Below are 25848 nucleotides of genomic sequence, written 5' to 3'. Positions count from 1 at the left end.
GTGAATGGTGAATGGTGAATGGTGAATGGTGAATGGTGAATGGTGAATGGTGAATGGTAAGGGCGCAAGCGTGTGTCCGGCAATCAACTGGTTGTCTATAATAGAGAAAAGGAGAGAGGCAATGATCGAAGAGGTGAAGAAGGTGCTTGAGTTGGTCCGGCCCGCCCTGCAGGCGGACGGTGGGGACGTGGAGCTGGTGGAAGTGACCGATGACGGTATTGTCAGGGTGAAACTGGTAGGGGCCTGCGGTCACTGCCCCATGTCCACCATGACCCTGAAGATGGGAATCGAGAGGACTCTCAAGGAGAAGGTGCCGGGGGTCAAGGAAGTGGTGTCGGTGTAACCAGGCTCTGGATGGCCGCCGGCGGGCGGCAAAGGAGGTGGCGCTATGGCTCTCAAGGTGAAGTCGTTCGGAATGGAGATTCGGCCGCTGAAAACCATGCAGGAGCTGCAGCAACTGGACGCGGTGGTCAACGAGTTCATCGCCGGGAACGGCATCAGGAAGCTGATCTCCGTTTCCGACTCCCCCACCACCGACGACAAGGGGGAGACGATCGGACTGGTGCGGGTCATCGCTTACGAAGAGTAGCCGTGAGCGGTGAAACCACTGCGACGGGGAGCGGAGAAGACAGCATCTCCGTCGTGCCCTGTTTGATAGCACATTACGAAGGCGCGGGATACCACCGCGCCTTTATTTTTGCTATACTCTAACCATGATGACAAAGGGGCGGGAACTGCACCCGCAGCCCCGGAGCGGACGGGAAAGATGTCGTTGCTGAGGCGCAAAAGAGCGTACCACCTGGTGCGGACCCCGCGGTTTTTCCGCTGGTTCCGGCGCAACACTGACGCCGTTTTTTCCCATGGCAACCGGCTGGAGTTCTACCAGGACGGCGGCGAGTTTTTCCCCCCGTTCTTCCAGGCCCTGCGCCGGGCCGAGCAGACCATCTTCCTGGAGTTCTACATCATCCATGACGATGCGACCGGCGGGGTCTTTGCCGACATTCTGCTGGCCGCCGCGGCCCGCGGGGTGAAGGTCTTCCTCCTCTATGACTATATCGGCTGTTTCGATACGCCGGGGGCGTATTTCCGGCGACTGGAAAAGGGAGGGGTGCGTTGCAGGCCCTTCAATCCACCCCCGTTCCGGAGGGGGCTGGGGTGGTTCGACCGGCGTGACCACCGCAAGCTGGCCATCGTCGATGGCCGGGTCGCCTTCGTTGCGGGGCTCAACATCGGCGACGAATACGGCGGGAACGGGGAGACTGCCGGTCGCTGGCGGGACGTGGGACTCGGTCTCGAAGGGCCTGCAGTCTGCGAGCTGTTCAGCCTGTTCCGGGATAACTGGCAGTCGGAGCGGGGGAGCGGCGGCGATGAACTTGCCGCCTTCAGCTGCTGGGACGCCGAGGCGGGGGATGCCCAGGTGATGATCGTGAACGGGGGGCCCCACCACAACCGCTCCCTCATCCGCAACGCCTTCCGGATGGCCATTGCCGGGGCAGCCGGCAGCGTGAAGGTGATGAACCCGTATTTCATTCCGGGTCCGCGCATCGTCCGCTCACTGCTGCGGGCCGCAGGCAGGGGGGCGCGGGTGCAGCTCATCCTCCCTGCGGTAAGCGATGTGCCGCTCGTACGGCTGGTGAGCCGGAGCTACTACGCCCAGCTGCTCAAGGGTGGGGTCGAGATCTACGAACGGCAGGGAAAGGTGCTGCATGCCAAGGTGATGCTCATCGACGACTGCTGGTCGGTCATCGGCTCCGCCAATCTGGACCAGCGGAGTTTCCACCGCAACTACGAGGTGAACGTCATCGTTGACAGCCATGATTTCGGTACGAGGGTGGCGGCCATGTTCCAGCACGACCTGGCCTTTTCCCGGCGGGTGGGGCTGGAGGAACACCAGCGGCGGGGGTGGCTGGTGCAGTTCATGGAGAGGCTCTGCTCCCCGGTCAGCTGGTTTCTTTGAACCGGTTGAATGGGCTCAGACAGGATCGGCTGCTTTTTGCTCCATTGAGCCAAGAGCCACGACGAAGCAGTGATCAGTCGCTCTCTCATGACAGTACCCCCCTTACGGTTTCTATTCGTACCTGAGGGCGTCGATGGGGTTGAGGGAAGCTGCTTTCCGGGCGGGGTAGAAGCCGAAGAAGACGCCGACGCCGGCCGAGAAGAGGAAGGCGATGATGATTGCCGTTGACGAGATGAGGGTCGGCCAGTCCATCAGCTTTGATACCACCATCGCCCCGACCACGCCGAGCCCCATGCCGATGATCCCGCCGACGGTGGTGAGGAGCACCGCCTCGGTGAGGAACTGGAGGAGGATGTCCCGCTGCTTGGCGCCAATGGCCATCCGGATCCCGATTTCCCGGGTCCGTTCCGTCACCGACACGAGCATGATGTTCATGATGCCGATGCCGCCGACGAGGAGGGAGATGGAGGCGACTGAACCGAGGAGGATCGACATCACCCTGGACGACTGCTCGGCAACGGCCATGATTTCCGACAGGTTCCTGACGGTGAAGTCCCGTTCCCTGGCGGGACCGATCCGGTGACGCTGGTCAAGGAGCGCGGTCACTTCCTCCTGTGCCTGGTCCAGCACGGCGGCGTCCTTCGCCTGGACCATCATCGCGCCGACGGTGTTGGGGAACTGGCTGCCGAACAGCTTGCGCTGGGCGGTGCGGAGCGGCACGAAGACCACGTCGTCCTGGTCGGTCCCCTGGGGGGACTGCCCCTTCCTGTCAAGGAGCCCGACGACGGTGAAGGGGATTTTTTTTATGCGGATGATCTTGCCGATGGGGTCTGCATCGCCGAAGAGGTTGTCGGCCACGGTCTGGCCGATAATGCAGTTCTTGAGCGCTCCATCCACGTCGGACGGGGAGAGATTTCTCCCGGCAAAGACCGGCCAGTCCCTGACGGTGAGCATATCCGGTGTTGTTCCCAGGACGATGGTGGACCAGTTCTGGTTGCCGTAGACGACCTGGGCGGAGCCCCGTACCGTGGGGGCAACCTCGGCCACGGAGGGGCATTCGGCCTTTATCGCCCTGGCGTCGTCGTAGGTGAGGGTCGGTGCTCCACCGGAACCGCTGCGAAGCCCACCGCTCGTGGTGGAACCGGGGAGGACGAGGAGCAGGTTGCTCCCCATGCTGGAAATCTGGTCGGAGATCATCTTGCTCGCACCGGCGCCGATGGCGACCATGGCGATGACCGCCGCGATACCGATGATGATGCCGAGCATGGTGAGCAGCGCCCGCATCTTGTTGACGCGGAGCGCCCGCATGGCGATCAGAAGGCTTTGCCAGAGGGTCGTCATGGTGTCTCCCCCCGGGGAACTTCTGCCGTATGGGGGTTGGCATTCGGCGTATCGGATATGATGAGGCCGTCACGGAAAATGAGGTGCCGCCCGGTATAGGCCGCAATGTCCGGTTCGTGGGTGACCATGAGGATGGTGATGCCGCGCCGGTTCAACTGCTGGAAGATGGACATGATCTCGATGGAGGTTCTCGAATCCAGGTTGCCGGTCGGTTCGTCGGCCATGATGATGGACGGGTCGTTGACCAGTGCCCGGGCGATGGCCACTCGCTGCTGCTGGCCGCCGGAAAGCTGGTTCGAATAATGGTCCTCCCTCCCGGCGAGCCCCACCTGTGCCAGTGCTGCCAGGGCCTTTTCCCGCCGCTCCGCTGCCGGTATGCGGGCGTAGACCAGGGGGAGTTCCACGTTTTCCCGGGCGGTGGTCCGTGCCAGGAGATTGAACCCCTGGAAGACGAAGCCGAGCTTCCGGTTCCTGATCTCCGCCAGTTCGTTACCGGACAGCTTCCCGACATTGACCTCTTCCAGCAGGTATTCGCCGCCGGTCGGAACATCGAGACAGCCGAGCATGTTCATGCAGGTTGATTTGCCGCTTCCCGACGCCCCCATGATGGCGACAAACTCTCCCCGCCGGACGCTGAAGGATATCCCCTTCAGGGCCTCCACCCGCTGGTCCCCCATGGTATAGACCTTGGTGACGTCCGTGACCTTTACTACGTCATCCATTCAGAACCTCGGCCCCATCGGCCTGCTCCCCATCCCATCCGGTTTCTTCGGGGACGATGCTGCCTGCTCCACGATGACTTCATCGTTTTCCTTGAGGTTCCCTTCCAGCATTTCCACCTGGCCGTCATTGCTGATGCCGGTCTTGACCGGTACCGGCACCGGCTTGTTCTCCTGGCCCAGGATATAGACCTGCTGGCCGGCTTCCTTTTTCATCTTGCGGGGCGCCGCAGCTGTACCGGGCTTCCCTTTTGCGTCCTTGCCCGCTTTGGGCCTGAAGCGGAGGGCGGCGGCGGGGAGCTTTAGAACGTTCTCCTTGCGGGCCGTTTCGATGCTGACGTTGGCGGTCATCCCCGGCTTCAGTTTCAGCTCCTTGTTGTCCACGTCGATCACCACCACATAGGTAACCACGTTCTGGGTGACGATCGGGGCATTTCTCACCTGCCGCACGCTCCCCTTGAACTGGTTTTCCGGGTAGGCGTCAACGGTGAAGGTGACCTGCTGACCGACCTTTATCCGGCTGATGTCCGCCTCGTCCACGCTGGTGTCGATCTCCATCCGGGTCAGGTCCTGGGCGATGGTGAAGAGGGTCGGGGTCTGGAACGAGGCGGCGACGGTCTGACCCACATCCACGTTGCGGGAGACCACGATGCCGTCCACCGGCGAGCGGATGGTGGCATAGCGGAGATTGGTCTCGGCCTGGCCGAAGGCGCCGCGGGTCTGGGCGACGGTCCCTTCGGCCGCCTTGACGGTGGCGGTTGACTGGTCGTGGCGCGTTTCAGCCGTATCGAAGTCGCTCTGGGCGATGATGCCGTCCTTGAGGAGTTGGCGGTTTCTCTCCAGGCTCCGTCGGGCATCGTTCAAGTCAGCCTTTGCCTTCAGCAGGTTGGCCTGGGCGGCAAGAAAGTTCCCCCGGGTCTGCTCCACCTGCGCTGCGAAGAGGGACGGGTCGATCTGGGCAATGACCTGCCCCTTCTTTACGGGGGAGTTGAAGTCGACGAAGAGTTTCTGAATGGTGCCGGAGACCTGGGTCCCCACCTGTACCGTGACCACTGCCGCCAGGTTGCCGGTGGCGGACACGGCGGCCACGATGTCACCCCGCTCGACCGTTGCGGTCTTGTAGGTAACCTCCGGTTTCTTTTTCAGGGTGAAAAATGCGATGCCGGCCGCCACCACGAGGATGACAGCGGCAGGGATGAGGAATTTCTTCATTGACGACCTCGGTTCGAGCTTATGTGAAGTACGGCTGGCGTTATGCGGATGCTGAACAAACGTTCAGCTGAACAATTGTTCAGTTTCTGGGATATTTTGTCAAGCGTTACTATACACCGTCCTCACTCCGGCCGAAACAAAAAAGCCCCCTGCATGTGATGCGCAGGGGGCCGGTTTCTTACGCCCGCCGTCAACTGCCGGCGGGCTAACTAGGGCAACCTTCTTTGCAGCGGGTTACCGGGCGAAGCATATAGATTGTAGTCCACATAACTCAGTAGGTCTCCTTTCGCTGTGGTGTTCCTTCCCTCGCTGATAATTCCCGGAGGATGTCCTTATGATAATCCTCACCCCTCAGCTTGTCAACGGGGCCGCCGATTAAATATGGTTATAGAAATTTCTTTATTAAAGGCAGCAGGGCCCCTTCCTGCACGTCGAGCGCTCCGTCGGGGCAGAGTTCGCGGCAGCAGAAGCAGCGGATGCAGGCGTGGTAGTCGAAGACCAGTCTGCCATCCTTGACGGAGATGGCGCGGGGGGGGCAGGCGTCGGCGCAGATGCCGCAGTGCCGGCATTTTTCGGGGATTGCACAGGGGCGGGAGGTAAGATAGTGCCGGAGCCGGTTCTTGAGGAAGGAGGGGAGGCCGAACTGGACATCGGAAATGTGGGGGAGGCGGAACGCCGTGACCCGTGCCTCCGGAAGGGGAAGGCCGCGGGTGGCGATGGTGGCGCGGTCGGCGCCGTCCAGGCCGAGCTTGCGGGCCGCCCGTTCCACATAGAGGAGTTTGTTGGGGATGCCGGCGATTTCGGCGGCGATCACGTCTACCGCCACCGGATTGGTCCCTGCCAGCAGCAGCCCGACCTGGCGTGGCTCGCCGGACGAGGGACCGTCCCCCTCCATGGCGGTGACCGCATCCACAATGGTCAGCTCGGGTGGTCGCAGCAGGTAGATTTCCAGGAGCATGCGGGCGAACATCTCCCGGTCGGCCCCCGCCTTCAGGTGCCACCCCGCCTTTGCGGTCCCGACCACCGTCCCGAACAGGTTCTTCACGGCGCAGGTCATGGTCATCATCTCATGGGTCTTGAGCTTGGGGAGGTTGATGACCTTGTCGGCTGCCAGGTATGCCTCCGCCAGGGCGAACCGCTTGAACATGCCGGAACCCGGCACTTCCTGCGGGTTGGCGAACTCCACCAGCTGGGCGCCGGTTGCCCGGATAACCGCGAGGATGCCGGATTTTTCCGCCACCCAGTTCAAGCCTCCGATGCCGGGGGAATCCCCCACGAGCGCTATCCCTCCGGCTCTCTGCACCAGTTCTATGACCCCTCTCACCACTTCGGGGTGGGTGGTGACCGCTTTTTCCGGCGGCTTGCCGGTGAGGAGATTCGCCTTGAGGAGAACCCGTTCGCCGGGACGGACGAAGGCCTCCATCCCCCCCAGAGGTTCCAGGAGGTTGGTGAGGGCGTCTTTGACGAGGGGGCGGTCGTAGCTTGCCGCCCGTTCGATGGTGACGATGTGCATGGTGCGACTATAGGGTGTTTCCGGCCGGCTTGTCAAAGTGTTTCAAATTAGACAGTTGAAAGAGTCCCGCGTTCACTCCGCTTCCCTTCAACGGTGGCTCTAAGGCTCACTGCGCCGCAGCCGCAAACTCACCCTGCGGGTTCAGACAGTGCGGCTGCTGTTCGCTTCGTTTCGCCAAGAGCCACAATGCTTCAGGGAAAGTCGTTCTCTGCGGACCCCGTTCAACTGCCGTTTTCGAGTCAAGGGGGTTTCCCATGGCAAACCGGCCGGGTTTCTGGTAATCTGGTGGGGCTATGAACGATCAAATCGCCCAGTTTATCCGGTATCTCGGCACCGAACGCAACGTCTCTCCCCACACCCTGGAGGCCTACCGGCGGGATATCGGGCAGTTCCACGCCTTTGTCCGGGGGGAGCAGGGGGATAGCGCGTCGGTGGCTGCGATCGACCATATCCTGATCCGCCGCTACCTTGCGCTTCTCCACAAGGAGTGCCGCAAGAGTTCCATCGGGCGCAAGCTGGCGGCCCTGCGTGCCTTCTTCACCTATCTGGTGCGGGAAGGGGTGGTGCGGCGCAATCCTGCCGAACTGGTGGCGACGCCGAAGCGTGAGAAAAAGGTGCCGTTCCACCTCTCCATCGACGAGGTGACCGCTCTGGTCGAGGCGCCGCGGGAGGGTGACCTCCTTTCCCTGCGGGACCGGGCGATCCTGGAAACCCTCTACTCCTGCGGCATCCGCGTTTCGGAGTTGACCGGTCTCGATATCGGTGGCATCGACCTGGAGGAAGGGCTTGCCAGGGTCCTGGGGAAGGGGGGGAAGGAGCGGATCGTCCCCTTGGGGAGCAAGGCACGGACCGCCCTGGCGGAGTACCTGGCGGCCCGCAATCGTCCTGCAGTTACGGAACCACTCTTCATCAACGCCCGGGGGGGAAGGCTCACCCGGCGAAGCGTTGCCCGCATCGTTGACAAACACATCCTCCGCATCGCCACCATGAAGAAGGTCTCCCCCCATACCCTGCGCCATACCTTCGCCACCCACCTGCTGGAGGGGGGAGCGGACCTGCGTGCCATCCAGGAACTGCTCGGACACTCGTCCCTCTCCACCACCCAGAAATACACCCATGTGAGCATCGACCGGCTCATGGATGTCTACGACAAGGCCCATCCCAAGGCGCGGAAATAGGGGACGGATTTTTGGGATGACGGGTCAGTAGAAGAGACGAATGACGACCCGCCGGTTTCTGGCGAAACAGTCCTCGGTGAACTTCTCGCAAATCAGCCCGTATGGTCCGAAACTCCGGACCCTGCCGATCTTTTCCCGAGAGAGGCCAAAGCTGGTGAGGATATCGGCAACGGCCTGTGCCCGTTTGAGCCCAAGCTCCCGGTTGAAACCGACGCTGCCGGTCTGGTCCGTCCTCCCTTCGAGTGCCACATGAATATCCGGTTGGCTGTTTGCCAGCCTGGCGATGGTGGCGAGGGTTGCCATCTCGTCGTTTGATGTCAGGGTGGAGGAACCGGGACGGAAATGGACCTCGACGACGCTTACTTCTGCTGCCTCGACGGAAGCTTGTGTCTTGATTGCAGGGGATGGGAGAGGACGCTCCTTAGCGGCTGTCTCGGTCCCCTTTCCTAAAGATGGTTGCTGGCCGGCGCGTTCCGGAACCGGTGCCGCCGGCTTCGCGCTCTTTGGAGATGCGTCGGTCGAAGGGAGAACTCCTTTCTTCCCCTTACCCCCTGCTGCACCAGTGCTCTTTGTTGTACCCGCTTTCCCGGGGTGGGCGGGCTCCTGTTGCTTCGCTGCCGGTGCCGTGGCGGGTGCCTTGGGCGCTCCCGCACCGAAGACCTTTTTCCGTATCTCTTTCTTTTCCGTGGCCACCAGGAAGGTGATGTCCTTCAGTTCCTCTCCCGATCTAACCTCGACGGTGTACCTGTCGACGGAGATCAGCTTCGTCCCTTCCGGGAGCCCCGTAGTGTCGATCCGCACCTCGTACCTCCCGGGGAGGAGGTTTTCCAGTGCGAAGTTGCCGTCGGCATCGCTGAAGGTGTTGGTCCGGCTATCGGCAAGGTAGACAAGGATGTCGGGCAGAGGGGTGTCGGCCCCATCGGCGACGCTGTTGTCATTGGCGTCGATCAGCACCTTGCCTTTCAGACTCCCCGAATAACTGACGGGATAGTCCACATGGGTCGTCTCCCGAAGTTTGACTTCGACACGCCGGCTTGCATCGGCGAGGAGATTGATGCTTGCGTCCAATTCGCGCTCGTTGAGCTTGACGATATGGATGCCGGCTGCGGCGTTGCTGAATCGGTATCTTCCCTCCTTGTCGGTGACGGCCTTCGAATTGTCCTCAAGGAACACCGTGACGTGGGGGAGCCCCGGTTCGCCTGGATCACGTTTCCCGTTGTGGTTCAGGTCCTGGTACACGTAGCCTTCGATGTCTCCTACCTCCGCCAAAGCCACACCCGTCCCCTGACCCGAAACTGGGCCGCCGGCCCCCTCTCCCCAGCCGAAACGCCTGGTCAAACCCAGGGTGAACTGGAGAATGGACGCGTTGGTGGACGTGAAGTTTTCGATCTGAGAGGAATTGTACCGGATGTCGCCATTCAGGTAGAACTGGTGGGGGAGGGTTATCATGACCCCCCCGTTGATACTGTAGTTTTTCTGGGATGCCCCTGAGGTTGTGTTGTCCTTGACGGTGGAGAATTCACCGTCGGCGTAACCGGAGAGATTGGGGAGTGGGATAAAGGTGATCCCCCCCCTTGTTCTTACGGTCGTGGTGGTCGGTCCACTGTCGGCGTTTCGCACCTGCTCTTCCCCCTCGACATAGAAGTTCAGGTTATTCAGGGGGGTTACCCGCAATCCGGCAGTTACTGTCCCGGTTTTGGCGGAGTTCAGGGGGGAGGCCGCGTCATCGAGGATTTCCCCCTGCAGACGGAGATAGGGGGTCACCACTCTGTACGCCTTCATCGTCTCTAGATAGAGGTTATAGCCCCGACTGTCCGTCGGAGTCGGTATCGCCGCACGGGAGTTTTTGTCCATCAGGGAGAACCGGAGGTTGAGGGAGGGGAGTGTCGGGTGGAAAAAATAGCCCCCGATGAGAGCGGATATGGTGTCGATCGCCGGGAGGGCGGTGTTGTTCTCCAGGTTGTTCCGGTTCCAGTCGAACGATGTATAGACGCTGAGGTTCTGGTGGGGCCTGTAATCGAGGGAAGCGAATACCCCTTCCACGTCCCGTTCGGGTTGCAGGTTTTCCGCGACGAAGAGGAAGTCCGGGCCGACCCGGCGGTAGTTCAACTCGAAGGTCCCATGGGGGAGGGTCACCACGGGGCCGGCTTTCATGGCCCAGTCATTCACGCTTTTGCCGTTCAGGGTATAGAAATTCTGCCGGTACTCACCCATGAGTCGTACGGACTCTGCAAGGCGGTAGGAGCCATCCAGGAGGAAGATGCTGTTGTTCACCTTCGCCCCGAAGGGGTTGCCCGCTTGCCACGGCTGGTCCGTTGTCTGGATGAAACCGGCCCCCCCGTAGGTTGCGTCCGACCATTTGTGCTTCCATTTGGCGCCGACGAGGGATTCGTCGGTGACCTGGATCTCGTTGCTCTGGAACCCTCTGACGTTGGAGAGCTTGCCGCCGAACAGGAGAAGTGCGTTCCTGTCGGTGGCGCTGTTGATCACCCCTCCGCGAAAATTGACGTCGGGGTAGGTGGCATTGAGGAAACGGCCATCGTCGGTCGTGAAGACCGGTTCCATGTATGGCTTGACGGCAAAGAGCGAGAAAAACGGCCCGGGGAACCCTTCCAGCAGGTTGGTGAAGCGGATGCTCGTATCGCCGGCAAGGAAGGAGGTGGTCCACGGCCCCAGCCGGCAGCCTTCCAGCCCGATCTGGTAGCGGGAGAGTGACGTGGTGTCGCCGATTACGGATGAGTCGTTGCGGGAGAGGTCGGATGACAGGAAGAGCCTGCCGTAGCCGGGGACCGTCTGGTAGAGGTCGAGGCGCAGGAGCGACTCGTTGAGGGAGCCGCTCGCAGCGGTCCCCCCCTGGTCGGTGTAGCGGTTGACGAGGGAAATGCTTCCACCCCCCGGGGGGAGGCAGGAGCCGACCGAGGTGTTAAGCAGCGTCGTGGCAAGCGTAAGGGGAAGGATGACGCAAAGCCGGAACAGGGATATGCCGGGACCTCTGGGCGTCATCTTCTCCCCATACGTGCCTTATTTCACGACGAAGGGGAGTTCCCCCGCCAGGACCGACTTGTCGCCGATGTCGATGGTGGCCACGGCCGTATAGCTCCCCGCAGGAAGCTTGTCGTCCAGAGTGGCGGGTATGGTCCGCGAGTAATCCGCCAGCACGGGGACGTCGGGGAGTTCGACGGTCTGGACGGTCTTCCCTGCCGGATCGTTGACCTTGATGGACCCCTTGACCCGGAAATGGACCGTGCCGTTGTTCTTGATCTTCGTGAGGATTTTCCTCCCCTTGCCGCCGGCATCGTAGCTCATGTCGATGATGTCCCCGACCGGCACCGGTTTACCCACGACGACGTAGACAATGGAGCCGATGTTCCCCTTGATCGCCACTGCCTTGGTTTTCTGCCCCGGTTCAACCTGCGGGACGGTCTCGAAGATGAAGGCCCCCCAGTAGCCACCTTCCTTGATTCCCGGGGGAATGGCGACGGAATAGCGGACCACCTTCTTTTCCCCCGCCTGGAGAAGGAAATCGACGGGGTTGATCTTCATCCAGCCGACGCAGGACCGGGGCTGGGTCCCCCCTTTCTGGAAGATGGGGGTTCCTTCTTCGGAGAGATACCAGTCCTGCATGCTCACCTTGATCCGGACTTTTTCGTTCCCCTCGTTGCGGACTTCCAAGGCATCGGTGTGGGTCCCCCCCGATTCTCCCGACAGTTCGACCCGGATGGGGGAGACGCTGAACGATATCTCGGCCAGTGCGGGAAGGGGAAAAGCGACGAGCACAAGGAACGCAAGAAAGAGCGGGACGGCGGAGAGACGACGGTGCACAATCATGGGGTTTTATCCTCCAGGTTCATTCATGGTGCCGATATGGTGAAATCGACGGTTTGTGAATAGGTTCCGGTTTCGTAGCTCCAGAGGTTCTGGATGAAGAACGTCAGGTTCCCCTGCAGGGGGGTTTTCCGCGAGTCGTTTCCGTATCCTTGGGCGACCTTGACGGGAGCTGCGCTGGACAAGGTCCCGTTGAAAAAGGATTCACCCGGGTCTGCCGCCACGGTCACCGCGGTCCAGGTGACGTTGGCAATGGGAATGGTCGACGTACCGGACATCAGGTCCCCACGGGCGATAACGCTGCAGGAATAGGGGGCAGTGGCGGTCAGGTTCTTGGTGCTGAGAATGACCTGAACCGGCGCGCCGCTCTGCTGGGAAACGGGGAAGAGGTCGGGGTCCTGGTCGGGAAAGGTGACGGCAGTGGTGCTGAGCGTTATCTGCAGGTTTACAGGAGGTGCTGCCTCGGCATTCCTTTCGGACAGGAGCGGGAGCGCCGCCAGGATGAGCAGCAGAATTGTCAGGAGTGTCGGTTTGCGCATGGTCACGGGGCCGTAAGGGTATAGGTGATGCTGCCGGTATAGCTGCCGATGGCGTAGGTCCAGAGATTGGCAAGACGGAAATTAAGGTTGCCGATGTAAGTCCCCGAAGTGGTCCAGTTGCCGACCTGCTGCGGGGTGGCGCTACTCAATGTCCCGCCGGTAAAGCCGGTTCCCGTCGCTGTCCAGGTGATGCCGGAGGAGGGGATCTGGTCCCCTCCGGACACGAGTGGCCCACCTTGACAGACGAGGGTTGCAAGGAGGGCGGCGGAAGGGTCCTTCCGGATCTTCGCGGTCACCACCACCGGGTTTTCCGTTGCGGCGACGGAGGGGAGTGAAGTCGGGTCTCCATCGGGGAAGTTGATCGTTGCCGGAGTAAGGTTCAGGGTGGCCCGGGCGACAAGGGTGTAATTTATGTTCAGAGGTGCAGTGGTGGCGGCTTTGGCGTCGCCTGTCGTCATGGTCGGCCCGAGGGCAAGGGCGAACAGGAGCAGGATGTGTGCGGATGCGCGCCGGGTCATGGAACCTCGGGGTGAATAGAGTGGAGCGACACGAACATGCTTGCAGATACTATAGAAACGACGGGGTGTCAAGGCATAAAGCCTGTGGGTCGGGGTAGTCATGACTCAGGGGGCGGTGAGGGTGTAGTTGATGGTGGTGGAGTAGGTGCCGGGGAGGTAGAGTGCGCTGTTGGAGAGAAAATAGCGGTATGCAGACTGGTAGCTGCCGGAACCGGTCGGCAGGGTTGCCGCCAGTTGCGGGGTGGTCTTGTTCATGGTGCCGCCCGTAAAGGGCGTGCCGTCGGCGGTCCAGGTGAGGTTGGTTATGGGGATGACATCGGCGCCGCTTCGCAGGTCGTCGCTGGAGAGGACGTACAGGGAGGGTGCTCCCTTCGTCCGAACCTTCGCCAGCACGGAAACCGGGTTTTCGGAGGCGGGGACAGAGGGTTGGATGGCCGGGTCGTCGGCGAGGAAGGTGAGGGAGGTCGTGCTGAGCATCAGGTTGGCCGACGAGGCGATGACGAGGGAGATGTTCAGCCCGGCGGAGGCGCTGGCGGCAAGGCCCGGGGCAACTGTTGCGGACGCAAGTACGCCTGCAAGAACCGTTATGGTAAGAAGCCGGGCAACAACGTTCATGGGCGCGCCTTTCAAAGGTTGGCCGCGGCGCTCGAAAGCGCCGCGGCCGATGCTTGTCCACAAGCAACTTGGATTAAGGAGCTGTCAGGGTATACGTCACAAGTATGTTACTGTAAGTGCCGGTCGAGTAGTTGGAGTTATTTGCGAGGGTCCATGTCATGTCACCAGTGTATGTATTGGACCCTGTCCATGCCCCGTTGACGGTTACGGGAGCTGCTTTCGACAAGATGCCAGCTATAAGGTTCCCTGTGGCAGCCCAAGTCACATCTGAAGCAGGTATGTCATTGCCGGCATATGTTGAATTGACAAAATCGCCACCTGCCTGAACCGTCAAGGTCGGATTTTGAGTTGCGCCGGTTCGCACCTTTGCAGCAACTGTGGTGGCCCCTGTTGCGGTAACTGCAGTCCCATTGTCAACAGTACTTAGATCAAAATTCGGGGCCGTGTTGCCGCTTAAAGTAAGGGCTGCCTTGGCAGCTACGCTAGCCGACAAGGTTACCGTGCCAGTGTCACCTGCCGCCAAAGCGCTGCCGGCGAAGACGAGGGTTGCTGCACATGCTGCTGCCAGTAAGATCTGCATTCTTTTCATAGTATCCTCCGTTGTTGATTGCTGCCGTTATTGATGATGGTTTCCGGTTCCGATTCCAAAAGGCTTTGCCGCGGTGATGGATCACCTCCGTGTCGCTAGATGTCAATCAGGGGGCTGTAAGGGTGTAGGTTATGGTCGCCGAGTAGTTGCCGGTGGCGTAGTTCCAGCTGTTGGCCAGAAAATAGCTGAAGGTGCCGGCATAGACTCCCGGTCCGGTCCAGGAGCCCGCCGCCTGGGGGGTTGTCTTGTTCATGGTCCCCCCGGTGAAGCCGGCGCCGGTGGCGGTCCAGGTGACATTGTCTATGGTGATGGCGTTGCTCCCGCTGGTCAGGTCCCCCCCCGCCAGGACCTGGAGGGTTGCCGTGCTGGCGCTGCCGGTCCGGACGCGGGCGGTGACGTTGACTGCATTTTCCGTCGCCCCGATGGAGGGGACGGTCGTCGGATCGGAGTCGGGGAAGTTTATGGTGGCGGATGCCAAGACCAGCGAGGCCCGGGCGGCGACGGTGGTGTTGACCGTCAGGTTCGAGGTGGTGGCGGCCCCCTGGGAACTGGCGGCGTAGCCGAACAGGCACAGAGCTATAAATAATAGGCTAACCCATCTCTTTGGCATTAAAAAATCTCTCCTTGATAATCGGGAGTGGAGCGTGTGATATGAAAAGCAATGTATGTGCCAAATATGATTGGAATTATTACATAAAGGGGGGTGCCGGTGTGGAAGTTGACCAGTATTGTCAATAAATTGCTGACGACGGTGTTAATCCAGTGATACATGCTAACTCATAGAAATAAGTTGCGGTTTCCGGGCCGTAATTTGGCAGGGTGGGCGCGCAAATTTTGTCACGTTGCTGTTATTTGACGACGTCGCCTCTTACTTTTCAAGATGAAGGCCTCACCCATCATGAGTCCCTTACTGCCGTAGTTGCGGCACCCCTCTTCCTCTTTCTGGGGTGGGGGGCGCCACATTTTATTCCTTGACATCGCGCGACCATACCTGATACGGTGTGAAAACATCCGCGGTTATCCCGGATGAAATAACCAAGAAGTAGAGGAAAAGGTACATGGCAAACGGAACAGTGAAGTGGTTTAACGACGGCAAAGGGTTTGGCTTTCTTGAGCAGGAAAATGGTGAAGACGTATTTGTACATTTCTCCGCCATTACGGGTGACGGCTTCAAATCCCTGACCGAGGGCGATCGGGTAACGTTCGACGTGGTCAAGGGTCCGAAGGGCCTGCAGGCGGCTAACGTAACCAGAGTGTAACGATAACACTCGACAGCTGAAAAAAGCCCCGGAGAAATCCGGGGCTTTTTTTTTGTCGTGAACAGGAGAAAGGATTGGTTGAGGTATCTGCCCGGTCAGTTGTTCAGGCGGTTCAACCGGTTTTTGTAGACGTAGTTCATCCCCTGATAATAGCCGAGCCCATCCAGCAAGAGCCCTTCCTGTGGGGGTATCTGGGTTGTCGCGCCGTCCTGCCGGGAAAAGCTGTAAAAACCGGTTTCTTTTTGAGGGCCGAGGACGAGGAGTTTGTCCCCCTTTATGAAACCGAGTTTCTGGTAGGTGGAGATAAAGGCCCGCTCCTCTCCGTCAGCCATGTTCATGATGTTTTTGCCGGCAAACCTGGTGGTGTAGCTGAAGTTCAGAAGCCCAAGGACCGTCGGCGCTATATCGATCTGGCTGAGCATCCTGTCAATCTTTTGCGGCTTTATACGACCCGGTGCGTAGATGAATAAAGGAATCTCGTAGTTCTTTACCGGGAGCGCAATTTTACGTGCGCTTCCGGCGCAGTGGTCAGCGACTATGACGAAGACGGTGTCGTTGAACCAAGGATGCTTCCTGGCTTCCGTCAACAACCTGCCGATGGCATAATCCGCATACTTGACTCCGCCGTCGCGGCCGGTTTTGGAGGGGATGTCGATCTTGCCGTCCGGGTAGGTGAAGGGGCGATGGTTGGACGTGGTCATCACCATGCTGAAAAAGGGCCGGCGCTCCTTGTGGGACTTATCCGCTTCGCTGATTACCTTGCCGAAGAGGTCTTCGTCGCAGACCCCCCAGGCATTGGAAAAAGTTACTTCGTCCTTGGCGAAATTCAAGCGGTCGATGGTCGAAAAGCCGTTGTTGGCAAAGAAGTAATTCATGTTGTCGAAATAGCCGTGACCGGCATAGATAAACTTGTTGTCATATCCTTTGGCTTTCATTACCGATCCCCAGGAGAAAAAGTTTTCATTGCCGGGGCGTTTCACGATGGAGGTGCCGGGGAGGGGGGGGATGGAGAGGGTTATGGCTTCGAGGCCGCGGACGGTCCTTGTCCCGGTGGCGTACAGGTGGGTGAAGAAGAGCGATTCGTCGGCAAGTTTGTCGAGGTTGGGCGTGAGCCCTTTCGTGTTGCCGAATGCACCGAGGTATTCGGCACTCAGGCTCTCTTCGACAATAACGATGATGTTAAGGTGCCGTTCCTGACCGGGATGCTGGATGATGCGTGTTATGTCACGGGTATCGCTGCTTGCCAGATGATTGTTCTTTTCGGTGAGGAGTCCTCTGAGCCGCGCCAGGATCAGCTTGTCGTCTCTGCTGACGTAAAACCGGTTGTAGTCCAGTTCGTTGTTTCGGAAGGCAGCCACAAGGTTGTAGATGCCGTTCCCCGCCAATTCATCGGCGTAATTGTTCGGCGAGATGTTGGTGAGGGAAAGGTCGACGCAGAGATACGACATAACCGGCAGTATCGCGAAGAGAAGGCCGGCCCTGAGCCGTTTGCCCAGTGTTGAGGTTGAGGCAAAGGAGCGATTCAGCCGTTTTTTCACCAGGGTGAAGACCCCGATGTTCAGGAGGAAAAGAGCGGCAAGAATCCCGTTGACCGGATAGGATTCGCGGATGTTCCGTATCACCTCGGTGGTATAGATGAGATAATCTATGGCGATGAAATTGTACCTGGTGCCGAATTCGTCGAAGAAGGTGTATTCGGCAACCGTGTTGAACAGCATGAGATAGGTTAATACGAAACCGACCACCCAGACGACCGGCCGGAACCATCTGCCGTTGAACACCTTGTCCGGGAGGAGGACCGCAACGAGCGCAAAGGGGATGGCGAAGTAGGAGTAAGTAACGCAGTCGAAAAAGAATCCGACGCCGTATATTTTCAGGAGCAGGAAAGGGGAAAGGTCCAGATTGGGGAGGGCCTTGATCAGAAGGATCGTCCTGGTGATTGTCGAAAATATGACGATGATGGCGAAGAGTACGTACAGCGAATGGTATCGCTTGGCTACTGACATGGATGGTTCCCGTCTAGGTCCGGATTTATGTGCTGAAACTTTAAGCAGGATACCGTATTAACATGCAGAAAGTACAGATTATTCGCGTTAACGGCTGGTTATGAGCGGCGGGTAATTGTGTGTCTCCGTGGGCGAGGGCTGGCGATGAAGTGTCGCCGAAAAGATTTGAAAGCGGCTGCTAAACGCACTATAAAGGGAGTATGAAAGGCCGTTCGCGGTGAGTTTCTTCGGGGAGGGGCATTCAGGTGGCCGAGCGCTGTTTTCTCATTGTAAATCCGACGTCGGGAGGCTATTCGCGGCAGAAGATTGCCGAGGTGGTGAACTCCCTTGAACGGGGAGGGAAGGCTCCCGAGCTTCTCCTCACCCGCTGCGCCGCGGATGCCGGTCTCTTCGCCCGGCGCATCTGCACGGAGGAGGCGGCGCCGTTCATCGTTGTCGGTGGTGGCGACGGGACGATCAACGGCGTTCTGAACGGGCTCGCACCGGGGAAAGCTACCCTGGCGATCCTTCCCCTCGGCACGGCAAATGTGCTGGCCAAGGAGCTGGGAATCCGGTCGCTGGAGGAGGCGATCCGAAGGATCACGGGCGGCGAGGCGCGCACCATGGCGGTCGGCCTGCTGGAGGCGCAGGGGGAGAAAAGGTATTTTTCCCTCATGGCCGGCATCGGTGTTGACGGTGCCGTGGTGGAAGACGTGCGCCTCGGAGAAAAGAGGGTCGTGGGCAAAGGGGCGTACCTCCTTGCTGCCATGAGACGGTTGGCGGCGTGGGACCGGGAGCCCTTGCGGATACGGGCGGACGGAAGGGAGGTGGAATGCCACAGCGCTGTAATCTGCAACGGCGCCAGGTACGGGGGTGATTTCGTGCTGGCCCCCACGGCGGATATCTTTACGCCGGGGTTTCAGGTGGTCTGCATCAGGGGGGGCACGAGACGGACCTATGCAAGGCTTGCCCTGGATCTGTTCCGGGGGCGGGTGCCGTCGGGCCCGGGGATCACTACGTTTCCCGCACGTCTCCTGGAAATTTCCACAGCCAAGGCGGTCCAGGTGGATGGCGATTATGTCGGTCGCGGACCGTTGCGCATAGTCGTGGTGGAAAATTTCGTCAGGGTGCTCGCCTGACAGGTATGTCCGGTACGTGGCAGGTGATGCTGCCTCGTATCCGCGCCGGGAGCCTGTTCCTGGCGTTGACAATACCCGGAAGGGGGTTAGAATGTTCTTCTGCATGTCCGAATCCCAGCCGTCACTACAAAGGAGAAAACCATGATGAAACATCGCTCCGGGAAAACATTGGTGGGGTGGTGGCCGATTGTCCCGCTGCTTGCGATCCTTTTTGCGCTCCCCGCACCGGCGGCAGTTCAGGCGGCCGAACGTAACGATACGCTGGTCGTCGGCATGGAACTGGCCTATCCCCCCTTCGAGATGACCGACAAGGCCGGCAAGCCGACCGGCGTGAGCGTGGACCTGGCCCATGAGCTGGGGAAGGCGCTCGGCAGGAAGGTCGTCATCCGCAACACCGCCTTCGACGGCCTGATCCCCTCACTCAAGACCGGCAAGATCGATCTCATTATCTCATCCATGACCGCCACCGCCGAGCGGGCCAAATCCATCGATTTTTCCGATCCTTACCTGGAAACCGGCCTCTGCCTCCTGGTGAAAAAATCGTCTCCCGTTACCTCCATCAAGGACCTGGACCAGCCGGGGCGGGTCGTGGCGGTGAAGAAGGGGACGACCGGCCACGTCTATGCTGAGAAGCACATTGCCAGGGCAAAGGTGCTCGTGCTGGACAAGGAAGCGGCAGCGGTCCTGGAGGTGGTTCAGGGGAAGGCCGATGCCTTCATCTATGACCAGATGTCCACCTACCAGAACTGGCGGAAGAATCAGGACATGACGCGCGCGCTGCTTGTGCCGTTCCAGAAGGAGTCGTGGGCAGTGGGGATTCGCAAGGGGAATGGCCAGTTGAAGGAGCAGGTTAACGGATTCCTCAAGGATTTCCGCGCACGGGGCGGATTCGAGAAACTGGGGGACACCTACCTGAAGGAAGAGAAAGAGGCGTTCAAGAAGTTGGGGTACCCCTTCTTCCTATGACACGACGCCATATTTGAGCGCTGCCTGCGTTGGCGCGTCGTCAGCTTCCTCGACGTACCATCTGTACGCCTCGTCGCCTCCTCCTTGCCGCCTTGGCATCATCTCAAATCTGACGTCGTATAACAGACTTCCGTGCGAGCCTTTGTCCGTGCATAAACGATTTGTCCATCTCTTTTTCGCCACCCGCTCCGGTGCGGGGGAATCGGTCTCCCGTGTTGCCGGGCTGGCCGGCTTCCTGAGCGCCTTCCTCCTGGTGGCGCTCGTTTTTTCCTACGCCTTTCACCAGCTCCAGTACCAGTGGGGATGGGAGACCGTCTACGGCTACCGGCAGAAATTTCTCAACGGCTGGCTCGTGACCGTCGCCATCTCGGCGGCATCCCTCATTCTCAGTCTCCTGATCGGCCTCTTCTTTGCTCTGGCCCAGAAAAGCAGCTTCCTTCCCCTCCGCTACTTCAGCAAAATCTACATCGAGGCGATCCGCGGGACCCCCCTCCTCGTGCAGATACTCGTTTTCTTCTACGTGGTGGCAGACGCATTCGGGGTCGGCAATCGTTACGCCGTTGGGGTCCTTACTCTTTCCCTGTTTGCCGGCGCCTATATCTGCGAAATCATCCGGGCGGGGATCGAGAGCGTCGGGGAGTCCCAGCTGGAGTCAGCCCGGGCCATCGGCCTTACCCGGTTGCAGATGTACCGTTACGTCGTCTTTCCCCAGGCGTTTCGCCGCACACTTCCCCCCCTGGCGGGCCAGTTCGCCTCCCTCGTCAAGGATTCGTCCCTCCTCTCCATCATCGCCGTGAGCGAGTTTACCCTCAACGCCCAGGAGGTGAACGCCTTCACCTACAGCACGCTGGAGAGCTACCTTCCCCTGGCGGTGGGATACCTTATCCTGACCTTCCCCATTTCGCTCCTTTCCCGGTGGCTGGAGAAGAGGTTTCGGTATGCGTCTTGAACTGAAAGGGATAACCAAGCGGTTCGGCCCCCAGACAGCCCTGGATGACGTCACCCTGGAGTTGCCGGAGTTCCATGCCCTCGTCATCATCGGTCCTTCCGGCGGGGGTAAGACCACCCTGCTTCGGGTGATGGGGGGGCTGGCGGTCCCCGACGCGGGGGAACTGGCGATCGACGGCGAAACGGTAGATTTTTCCGATGCGAGCCTGCTTCGGCACCGGCGGAGCATCGGTACGGTTTTCCAGTCCTTCAACCTGTTTCCCCACCTTTCCGCCCTGGACAACATCACCCTCCCCCTGGAAAAGGTCCACGGCAATTCCCCGGCGGAGGCGCGGGAGACGGCCCACTCCCTCCTGGAGCGCTTCCAGCTCACTCCCCATGCCCTGAAGAAGCCAGCTCAGCTCTCGGGGGGGCAGCAGCAGCGGATCGCCCTTGCCCGTGCCCTTGCCATCAAACCCCGCTTCATCCTACTCGACGAGCCGACCTCGGCGCTGGACCCGGAAATGACCGCCGAGGTACTCGACATCATCCATGAACTGCGGGGGGAGGGGCGGGACCTGATCATGGCCACTCACCACATGGGGTTCGCCCGTTCCGTGGCCGACCAGTGCCTGTTCGTCTGTGATGGCAAGGCTACGGAAACGGGGCCGGCGGCGGAACTGTTCGGCAACCCACGGAGTGAATCCTTGAGGAAGTTCCTGGCGAAGATTCTCAAGTACTGACGCGATGGCACTATCCTGCGGCTCCAGCCGTCAGGATCATAACGGAAAAAGCCCGCTTGCGCGGGCTTTCGTGTAGTGATGGTTGTACATGGGTGTGCCGCAGAGGGCTACGAGTCATGCGAAAAACGACGCGACCCGGGAACGGGCCTTCTTGTTCCCCTTCGCCGCCGCTATGATGGCCTGCCGCTCGTCGGGGGGGACAAGCGCGATGAGGTGTTCCCTGGCAAGCTTTTCGCTGCCGGCGATGGAGGTTGTCATCATGCAGAGAATCTCCAGGGGGAGGCCGTTCCGGTATCCCTCCACCAGCTTGCCGATCTCCTCGTGGCGCTGCTCGTAACTCCATGTCTCATAAACTTCCGCACCCACATCGTTGAGCATGTCGTCTCCCCTGTCCGGACGCCCTCCCTATCCCCGTGGCATCCTCTACCGTTTTACGGCCTACTTGCTTGCCTCAGATTCCAGTTCGAAAGCCTTGGGCGCCCATTCGGTGTCCACGACTTTGAGGTAACCGACGAAGCCCCAGGACACCAGCGACTGCTTCTGCTTGTCCTGGGTCGCCGTCACAATGAACCAGTCGCGAAATTCGAGCCCGTCCCACTGGGGCTGGGAAAAGACCTCCTGGTCCGTGACCGTTTCGGTTCCCGTGGCGGTGAGATATATCTTTTCCTGGTGGGCCGGCAGGAGCGGCTTGTTGTAGTAGGCATACCCGAGGACCACCAGGAGTATGACAGCCAGTATTTTCATGATTCCTGCTCCGTTTCGAGAGTTGTACGGCAAACAGTCCGCATTTGTACGGCAACTGTGGGTGATTGTCAATGTTTTTCACCGCGCGGAGGGATGATGACAGGCCGACAAGGGGAGGGTGAGCGCGATGCAGGGGGAGGGACAATCCCTAATGGGCTTCGCCGTGGGCCTTGTGCAGGTAATACCCGTAATTACCCTCGTAGACCCGCATTTCGCCATGATCTATCTCGAACACCCGGTTCACGAGGGAGCGGAGGAAGTGACGGTCGTGGCTCACCAGCACCACGGTGCCGGCGAAGTTTTGCAGGGCATCCAGGAGGATTTCACGGGAGCGGATGTCCAGGTGGTTGGTCGGCTCGTCCAGCACGAGAAAGTTGACCGGTCGCCCCAGGAGCGTGGCCAGCAGCACTCTGCTCTTTTCTCCGCCGGAGAGGTTCTCGATCCGCTTGTCAACCGCATCCCCGCTGAAGAGGAACGCGCCCAGGAGATTGCGGATAACGCCGATGGAGGCAAGGGGCATGACATCCTGCACCGTCTCGAACACCGTCTTGCGCGGATCCAGTATTTCCATGGCGTGCTGGCTGAAGTATCCCAGCTGTACGTTGGCTCCGAGGACCGATCTCCCGGCGGTCGGCTCGGTCTGGCCGGCGAGCACCTTGAGGAAGGTGGATTTCCCCGCGCCGTTCACCCCGACCACCGCGACCTTCTCCTGGCGGCGGATGATGCCGGAAACACCGCTGAATACCGGTTTTTCCACTCCGTCGGGGGTGATCCAGACCTTGCCCAGATTATCCATCACCACCACGTCGTCGCCGCTCCTCGGCGGTTCGCCGAACTCGAACCGGACAGCGCGCTCCTCGGGGGGGATCTCGATCCGGTCGATCTTGTCCAGCTTCTTCACCCGGGACTGGACCTGGGCGGCGTGGGAAGCCCGGGCGGCGAAACGGGCAATGAACTCCTCCTCCTTGGCGAGCATCTCCTGCTGGCGCTTGTGGCTGGCGAGAAGCTGTTCCCGACGGATGTCCCGCTCCCTCTCGTAGAAATCGTAGTTGCCCCCGTAAGTGGTGACCGTCCTGTTGGCCACCTCGACGATCCGGGTGACGATGCGGTTCATGAAGTCCCGGTCGTGGCTCGTCATGAGAAGTGCCCCGTCGAATTCCCCCGCCAGCCATTCTTCCAGCCAGATGATCGACTCCACGTCCAGGTGGTTGGTCGGCTCGTCCAGGAGGAGCACGTCCGGCTTCAGGGTGAGGATGCGGGCCAGGGCGATGCGCATCTTCCAGCCGCCGCTGAAGGACTCCACGGGATGGTTGAACCGGTCGGGGCCGATGCCGAGGCCGGTCAGCACCGTCTGGGCGCGGGTGTCCAGATCGTATCCCCCCCGATGCTCGAACTCTTCCTGGGCGGCGCCGTAACGCTCCAGCAGGGCAGCCATGTCGTCGTCCGACTGGGGTTCGCACATGGCCGCTTCCATCTCTTTCAGCTCTCCGGCCAGGCGGACGGTTTCCGCCGAGCCGGCCATCACCTCCTCAAGGGCCGAGCGTCCCGCCATATCCCCCACGTCCTGGGAGAAGTAGCCGATGGTGGTTTTTTTCGCGCAGGTGATTTCGCCGGCGTCCACCTCCTCCTCGCCGGTGATGATCCGGAAGATGGTGGTCTTGCCGGCGCCGTTGGGTCCCACCAGTCCCGTTCGGCTGCCGGGGAGGATCTGGAAGCTGGCGTCGCGGAAGAGGATCTGGGAACCGTGCTGCTTGGCGATGTTCGAAAGGTGGATCATTGACTCTGCTCCAGGCGTTGAAACATGGCGTTCTTTATAAGTGAGGACTGAACCTGATAGCACGCCAACCCCCCGATTGACAACATAAATTTTGCCAACAAACGAACCAGGGGGGCACGGACACGTGAAGTTCTCCTGCTGGTTCGGACAAAAGCATTATGTTGCCATGGGGACTGTTTGAGGTTACAAGAGATGGTGGGACTGCAACGTAACGGAGGTGTCATGAGTATAACCGCATTGAAGGATTTCGCCATAATCGTGGGGGGGCTGGTGACGATTTTCGCCTTTGTCAACGGTCTGCTGGAATACCGGCGCCAGGGGGCGCAGAAGCGGGTGGAGCATTTTACCATGCTCCGCCGGCGGCTGAAGGAAAACCCGGTGTTCAAGGAGATATGCGCCCTGATGTTCGACGATGACCCGCGGCTGGCCACGTTCAGCCCCCAGGACAAGCGGGACTTCGTTGGGCTCCTGGAGGAGGCGGCGCTGCAGGTGAACTCGGGTCTGATCCGGCCGGAACTGGCCCACTACATGTTCGGCTACTACACCGTCAAGTGTCTGGAGAGCAAGGATTTCTGGGCGAACCTTACCCTTGACGAGGTCTACTGGAACCTGTTTTACGACTTTGCCCGGGAGATGAAGGCGAAGCAGGAATCCCACGTCTTCCGCCGCGAAAAGCTCCGCTTCTGAACGAATGACGGTTTAACGATGGAGATGAGCACCAGGCTTACGAGGAGCAGGGTCTGGATGATGGAGGATATGGTCCCGATCAGGTAGGTGCGGGCGTACTCACCGTCGTCGAAAATGGCGATGCGGTTGGCAGCGGTCATGTCGGAAAGTTCCGCCAGCCACGGACCGAGACAGAGGGCGCCGAACAGGATGGCTCCCAGGGTGAGAAGCCCCTTGATGACGATCCAGCGGTGCCGGGCAAACCCCCAGCTGGTGAGGCCGCAGAGAAAAAGGCCGCTGATGGACGAGACCATGGCGGCGGGCTTGATAAGCCAATTGTCGATGGAGCGGATGGCATGGTTGAAGGCGAACAGCTCGTCGCCGTTGCTGGTCGTGCGGTCGTTGCCAAGCAGGACCAGCACGGCCAGGCCGCTGCCGATCCAGGTGCAGACGGCGGTGAGGTGGATGCACTTCAGTATCTGGCGAGTGAGGGGGGTGGCTTGCAGCATGGTGGTTCCTCCCGGAGCGGTTGCGCCCCGGTGTGCCGGGGACTGTTTCCAGGCTGCAAATCCGGTTCCCGTATACGTTGTGCCCGATAGTATCTCGTCAACCCCTAACTGTGGCTGTTGTACTGGTTGGTCGGGTGGGGAAAAGCGGTAAAATTGGGCCGCGCGTGGCACATCTTGTGTCTGGTGTGGCACATGATGTGCCATGTTTCGGGAGGGAGTGCTGGCGGTACCTCGTCCGTTACGGTCGATCCCCCGCTGCGGACCTTGACCGGTAGCCCTTCTGACAGATCAAGCCGTAGTTTTCCGGCTGAGATACTTCGAGGGACCTTTCGGCGGGTGTCCGCTGCCGCGCGGGTTTTTCCCTCCACTCCCGACGCACCGCCAGCACCCATCTTTTCTGGCAGGAACGCAAAAGCCTGCCGAAGCAGGCTTTTGCCATGCTGAATGGGGACATCGTCAGAATGTCTGGACCGTCAGGTCGTCGAAGTAGGTCTCCGCGTCCCCCCTGGTCCAGAGGCCGATGGTGCCGGCCTTGCCGTAGGTGCTGTTCCGCCGGTCCAGATACTTCCTCCCGTCGTAGTAGCACTCCATCCTGTCATCGGTCATGACGACCCGCAACGTATGCCATCCCCCCACCTGGGTCAATTGGGCGGTTCCCAGTTCCGTGGGCCAGTTGCTGACTACCTTGTACAGTCTGATGCTGTTGTCAAGCGGGTTGACGAGGAGAGCGTAGTAGTTTTCCCCGTCCACTCCCCGCCAGGTAAGTCCTCCCCCCTGCCAGTTCTTTCCTTCGATGGGGCGAAGCTTCACGCTGAGGTCCAGGTTGCGGTAGCTGGTGCCGGCAACCTGGACGAGATTCAGGGTCCGGTCCGTGCTTTTTGCCCGCTGGGCGAGAACGTTGGGGAGGGTGGGTGCGGTTGGGTCGGCCGCCACCTTCCACCCCCCTGAGCTCCGGACAAAACCGGGAGGGGCCGTGCCGAGGCGGTCCTTGTCGAAATTCCAGACGGTTTTGCCGCCTGCGGCAAATGAGGTTGCGGCGAGCACCAGCACGCATGCTGAAATGGTGATTATTTTTCCCATCGTCCGACCTCCGGTGGAGTAGTTGTCGTCTGTTACCAACTATAGCA

27 protein-coding genes are annotated in these 25848 nt (G+C 60.2%); 10 read left to right on the top strand and 17 right to left on the bottom strand.

The annotated features are described in order from the left end of the window. Positions 1-121: 121 nt before the first annotated feature. The 3 genes from KI810_RS09490 to KI810_RS09480 all read left to right on the top strand — a co-directional run bounded on the left by KI810_RS09490 (position 122) and on the right by KI810_RS09480 (position 1957). Positions 122-343, top strand: coding sequence for a NifU family protein (locus tag KI810_RS09490; RefSeq protein ID WP_214175297.1), 222 nt, complete (start codon positions 122-124; stop codon positions 341-343). 45 nt (positions 344-388) lie between these two features. Next, positions 389-589, top strand: coding sequence for a hypothetical protein (locus tag KI810_RS09485; RefSeq protein ID WP_214175296.1), 201 nt, complete (start codon positions 389-391; stop codon positions 587-589). Between the two features lie 177 nt (positions 590-766). After that, entirely contained in the window at positions 767-1957 is a 1191-nt protein-coding gene (locus KI810_RS09480; RefSeq protein ID WP_214175295.1) for a phospholipase D-like domain-containing protein, read from the top strand. 111 nt (positions 1958-2068) lie between these two features. On the opposite strand, the gene KI810_RS09475 is transcribed toward KI810_RS09480, so the two are convergent. The 4 genes from KI810_RS09475 to KI810_RS09460 form a co-directional block, all read right to left on the bottom strand. Beyond that, positions 2069-3298 (bottom strand): ABC transporter permease, encoded by a 1230-nt coding sequence (locus KI810_RS09475; protein ID WP_214175294.1) that lies wholly within the window; start codon positions 3296-3298, stop codon positions 2069-2071. Then, positions 3295-4020 carry an ABC transporter ATP-binding protein gene (locus tag KI810_RS09470; protein WP_214175293.1) on the bottom strand — a complete coding sequence of 242 codons (726 nt, stop codon included), beginning with the start codon at positions 4018-4020 and terminating at the stop codon, positions 3295-3297. The genes KI810_RS09475 and KI810_RS09470 overlap by 4 nt, the downstream gene beginning before the upstream one ends. Next, positions 4021-5229: an efflux RND transporter periplasmic adaptor subunit gene (locus KI810_RS09465; protein WP_214175292.1), complete on the bottom strand. Its 1209-nt coding sequence runs from the start codon at positions 5227-5229 to the stop codon at positions 4021-4023. Between the two features lie 385 nt (positions 5230-5614). Then, a complete protein-coding gene (locus tag KI810_RS09460; RefSeq protein ID WP_214175291.1) occupies positions 5615-6742 on the bottom strand; it encodes a DUF362 domain-containing protein in 1128 nt (375 codons plus the stop codon). 293 nt (positions 6743-7035) lie between these two features. Between KI810_RS09460 and xerC the strand changes: the two genes are divergently transcribed. Next, positions 7036-7920, top strand: coding sequence for a tyrosine recombinase XerC (gene xerC / locus KI810_RS09455; RefSeq protein ID WP_214175290.1), 885 nt, complete (start codon positions 7036-7038; stop codon positions 7918-7920). Between the two features lie 24 nt (positions 7921-7944). Here the strand turns inward: xerC and KI810_RS09450 are convergent, their stop codons facing one another. From KI810_RS09450 to KI810_RS09420, 7 genes are all read right to left on the bottom strand, one after another. Next, a complete protein-coding gene (locus KI810_RS09450; RefSeq protein ID WP_214175289.1) occupies positions 7945-10923 on the bottom strand; it encodes an SdrD B-like domain-containing protein in 2979 nt (992 codons plus the stop codon). 18 nt (positions 10924-10941) lie between these two features. Beyond that, positions 10942-11748, bottom strand: coding sequence for a fimbrial biogenesis chaperone (locus tag KI810_RS09445; RefSeq protein ID WP_214175288.1), 807 nt, complete (start codon positions 11746-11748; stop codon positions 10942-10944). A gap of 23 nt (positions 11749-11771) precedes the next feature. Then, on the bottom strand, positions 11772-12284 hold the full coding sequence (locus KI810_RS09440; RefSeq protein WP_214175287.1) for a hypothetical protein: 513 nt from the start codon (positions 12282-12284) through the stop codon (positions 11772-11774). 2 nt (positions 12285-12286) lie between these two features. Continuing rightward, positions 12287-12802, bottom strand: coding sequence for a hypothetical protein (locus tag KI810_RS09435; protein ID WP_214175286.1), 516 nt, complete (start codon positions 12800-12802; stop codon positions 12287-12289). A gap of 105 nt (positions 12803-12907) precedes the next feature. Next, complete coding sequence (locus KI810_RS09430; RefSeq protein WP_214175285.1) at positions 12908-13417, bottom strand: hypothetical protein; 510 nt, start codon at positions 13415-13417, stop codon at positions 12908-12910. Between the two features lie 73 nt (positions 13418-13490). Beyond that, positions 13491-14006, bottom strand: a complete 516-nt coding sequence (locus tag KI810_RS09425) for a hypothetical protein (protein WP_214175284.1) — start codon at positions 14004-14006, stop codon at positions 13491-13493. Between the two features lie 106 nt (positions 14007-14112). Continuing rightward, positions 14113-14616, bottom strand: coding sequence for a hypothetical protein (locus KI810_RS09420; protein WP_214175283.1), 504 nt, complete (start codon positions 14614-14616; stop codon positions 14113-14115). Positions 14617-15064: 448 nt separating this feature from the next. Here KI810_RS09420 and KI810_RS09415 point away from each other — a divergent pair, with 448 nt between their 5' ends. Continuing rightward, positions 15065-15265 (top strand): cold-shock protein, encoded by a 201-nt coding sequence (locus KI810_RS09415; protein WP_214175282.1) that lies wholly within the window; start codon positions 15065-15067, stop codon positions 15263-15265. 95 nt (positions 15266-15360) lie between these two features. Here the strand turns inward: KI810_RS09415 and KI810_RS09410 are convergent, their stop codons facing one another. Further along, complete coding sequence (locus KI810_RS09410; protein ID WP_214175281.1) at positions 15361-17271, bottom strand: LTA synthase family protein; 1911 nt, start codon at positions 17269-17271, stop codon at positions 15361-15363. A gap of 245 nt (positions 17272-17516) precedes the next feature. On the opposite strand from KI810_RS09410, the gene KI810_RS09405 reads away from it, so the two are divergent. The 4 genes from KI810_RS09405 to KI810_RS09390 all read left to right on the top strand — a co-directional run bounded on the left by KI810_RS09405 (position 17517) and on the right by KI810_RS09390 (position 21025). Continuing rightward, on the top strand, positions 17517-18389 hold the full coding sequence (locus KI810_RS09405; protein WP_214175280.1) for a diacylglycerol/lipid kinase family protein: 873 nt from the start codon (positions 17517-17519) through the stop codon (positions 18387-18389). 141 nt (positions 18390-18530) lie between these two features. Beyond that, entirely contained in the window at positions 18531-19355 is an 825-nt protein-coding gene (locus KI810_RS09400; protein ID WP_214175279.1) for a transporter substrate-binding domain-containing protein, read from the top strand. Positions 19356-19503: 148 nt separating this feature from the next. Continuing rightward, positions 19504-20304 (top strand): amino acid ABC transporter permease, encoded by an 801-nt coding sequence (locus KI810_RS09395; RefSeq protein WP_214175278.1) that lies wholly within the window; start codon positions 19504-19506, stop codon positions 20302-20304. Beyond that, positions 20294-21025 (top strand): amino acid ABC transporter ATP-binding protein, encoded by a 732-nt coding sequence (locus tag KI810_RS09390; protein WP_214175277.1) that lies wholly within the window; start codon positions 20294-20296, stop codon positions 21023-21025. Before KI810_RS09395 ends, KI810_RS09390 begins: the two co-directional genes overlap by 11 nt. 114 nt (positions 21026-21139) lie before the next feature. On the opposite strand, the gene KI810_RS09385 is transcribed toward KI810_RS09390, so the two are convergent. From KI810_RS09385 to KI810_RS09375, 3 genes are all read right to left on the bottom strand, one after another. Then, a complete protein-coding gene (locus KI810_RS09385) occupies positions 21140-21403 on the bottom strand; it encodes a hypothetical protein (RefSeq protein ID WP_214175276.1) in 264 nt (87 codons plus the stop codon). Positions 21404-21463: 60 nt separating this feature from the next. Further along, positions 21464-21769, bottom strand: coding sequence for a hypothetical protein (locus tag KI810_RS09380; protein ID WP_214175275.1), 306 nt, complete (start codon positions 21767-21769; stop codon positions 21464-21466). A 148-nt stretch (positions 21770-21917) separates the two neighbouring features. After that, positions 21918-23546, bottom strand: coding sequence for an ABC-F family ATP-binding cassette domain-containing protein (locus tag KI810_RS09375; protein WP_214175274.1), 1629 nt, complete (start codon positions 23544-23546; stop codon positions 21918-21920). 222 nt (positions 23547-23768) lie between these two features. Between KI810_RS09375 and KI810_RS09370 the strand changes: the two genes are divergently transcribed. After that, complete coding sequence (locus tag KI810_RS09370) at positions 23769-24233, top strand: hypothetical protein (protein ID WP_214175273.1); 465 nt, start codon at positions 23769-23771, stop codon at positions 24231-24233. Here the strand turns inward: KI810_RS09370 and KI810_RS09365 are convergent. Further along, entirely contained in the window at positions 24161-24721 is a 561-nt protein-coding gene (locus KI810_RS09365) for a DUF2269 family protein (protein ID WP_214175272.1), read from the bottom strand. The genes KI810_RS09370 and KI810_RS09365 overlap by 73 nt on opposite strands. Positions 24722-25177: 456 nt before the next feature. After that, positions 25178-25801, bottom strand: a complete 624-nt coding sequence (locus tag KI810_RS09360) for a hypothetical protein (protein WP_214175271.1) — start codon at positions 25799-25801, stop codon at positions 25178-25180. Positions 25802-25848 lie beyond the last annotated feature (47 nt).

The sequence above is a fragment of the Geomobilimonas luticola genome (genome assembly GCF_018476905.1).
Lineage (GTDB): Bacteria > Desulfobacterota > Desulfuromonadia > Geobacterales > Geobacteraceae > Geomobilimonas > Geomobilimonas luticola.
This window is presented reverse-complemented; position numbering and strand designations above follow the sequence as displayed.

Coding starts and splice junctions, on each gene's coding strand:
- KI810_RS09490 (WP_214175297.1), top strand. CDS start 122: ATGATCGAAGAGGTGAAGAAGGTGCTTGAGTTGGTCCGGCCCGCCCTG.
- KI810_RS09485 (WP_214175296.1), top strand. CDS start 389: ATGGCTCTCAAGGTGAAGTCGTTCGGAATGGAGATTCGGCCGCTGAAA.
- KI810_RS09480 (WP_214175295.1), top strand. CDS start 767: ATGTCGTTGCTGAGGCGCAAAAGAGCGTACCACCTGGTGCGGACCCCG.
- KI810_RS09475 (WP_214175294.1), bottom strand. CDS start 3,298: ATGACGACCCTCTGGCAAAGCCTTCTGATCGCCATGCGGGCGCTCCGC.
- KI810_RS09470 (WP_214175293.1), bottom strand. CDS start 4,020: ATGGATGACGTAGTAAAGGTCACGGACGTCACCAAGGTCTATACCATG.
- KI810_RS09465 (WP_214175292.1), bottom strand. CDS start 5,229: ATGAAGAAATTCCTCATCCCTGCCGCTGTCATCCTCGTGGTGGCGGCC.
- KI810_RS09460 (WP_214175291.1), bottom strand. CDS start 6,742: ATGCACATCGTCACCATCGAACGGGCGGCAAGCTACGACCGCCCCCTC.
- xerC (WP_214175290.1), top strand. CDS start 7,036: ATGAACGATCAAATCGCCCAGTTTATCCGGTATCTCGGCACCGAACGC.
- KI810_RS09450 (WP_214175289.1), bottom strand. CDS start 10,923: ATGACGCCCAGAGGTCCCGGCATATCCCTGTTCCGGCTTTGCGTCATC.
- KI810_RS09445 (WP_214175288.1), bottom strand. CDS start 11,748: ATGATTGTGCACCGTCGTCTCTCCGCCGTCCCGCTCTTTCTTGCGTTC.
- KI810_RS09440 (WP_214175287.1), bottom strand. CDS start 12,284: ATGCGCAAACCGACACTCCTGACAATTCTGCTGCTCATCCTGGCGGCG.
- KI810_RS09435 (WP_214175286.1), bottom strand. CDS start 12,802: ATGACCCGGCGCGCATCCGCACACATCCTGCTCCTGTTCGCCCTTGCC.
- KI810_RS09430 (WP_214175285.1), bottom strand. CDS start 13,417: ATGAACGTTGTTGCCCGGCTTCTTACCATAACGGTTCTTGCAGGCGTA.
- KI810_RS09425 (WP_214175284.1), bottom strand. CDS start 14,006: ATGAAAAGAATGCAGATCTTACTGGCAGCAGCATGTGCAGCAACCCTC.
- KI810_RS09420 (WP_214175283.1), bottom strand. CDS start 14,616: ATGCCAAAGAGATGGGTTAGCCTATTATTTATAGCTCTGTGCCTGTTC.
- KI810_RS09415 (WP_214175282.1), top strand. CDS start 15,065: ATGGCAAACGGAACAGTGAAGTGGTTTAACGACGGCAAAGGGTTTGGC.
- KI810_RS09410 (WP_214175281.1), bottom strand. CDS start 17,271: ATGTCAGTAGCCAAGCGATACCATTCGCTGTACGTACTCTTCGCCATC.
- KI810_RS09400 (WP_214175279.1), top strand. CDS start 18,531: ATGATGAAACATCGCTCCGGGAAAACATTGGTGGGGTGGTGGCCGATT.
- KI810_RS09390 (WP_214175277.1), top strand. CDS start 20,294: ATGCGTCTTGAACTGAAAGGGATAACCAAGCGGTTCGGCCCCCAGACA.
- KI810_RS09385 (WP_214175276.1), bottom strand. CDS start 21,403: ATGCTCAACGATGTGGGTGCGGAAGTTTATGAGACATGGAGTTACGAG.
- KI810_RS09380 (WP_214175275.1), bottom strand. CDS start 21,769: ATGAAAATACTGGCTGTCATACTCCTGGTGGTCCTCGGGTATGCCTAC.
- KI810_RS09375 (WP_214175274.1), bottom strand. CDS start 23,546: ATGATCCACCTTTCGAACATCGCCAAGCAGCACGGTTCCCAGATCCTC.
- KI810_RS09370 (WP_214175273.1), top strand. CDS start 23,769: ATGAGTATAACCGCATTGAAGGATTTCGCCATAATCGTGGGGGGGCTG.
- KI810_RS09365 (WP_214175272.1), bottom strand. CDS start 24,721: ATGCTGCAAGCCACCCCCCTCACTCGCCAGATACTGAAGTGCATCCAC.
- KI810_RS09360 (WP_214175271.1), bottom strand. CDS start 25,801: ATGGGAAAAATAATCACCATTTCAGCATGCGTGCTGGTGCTCGCCGCA.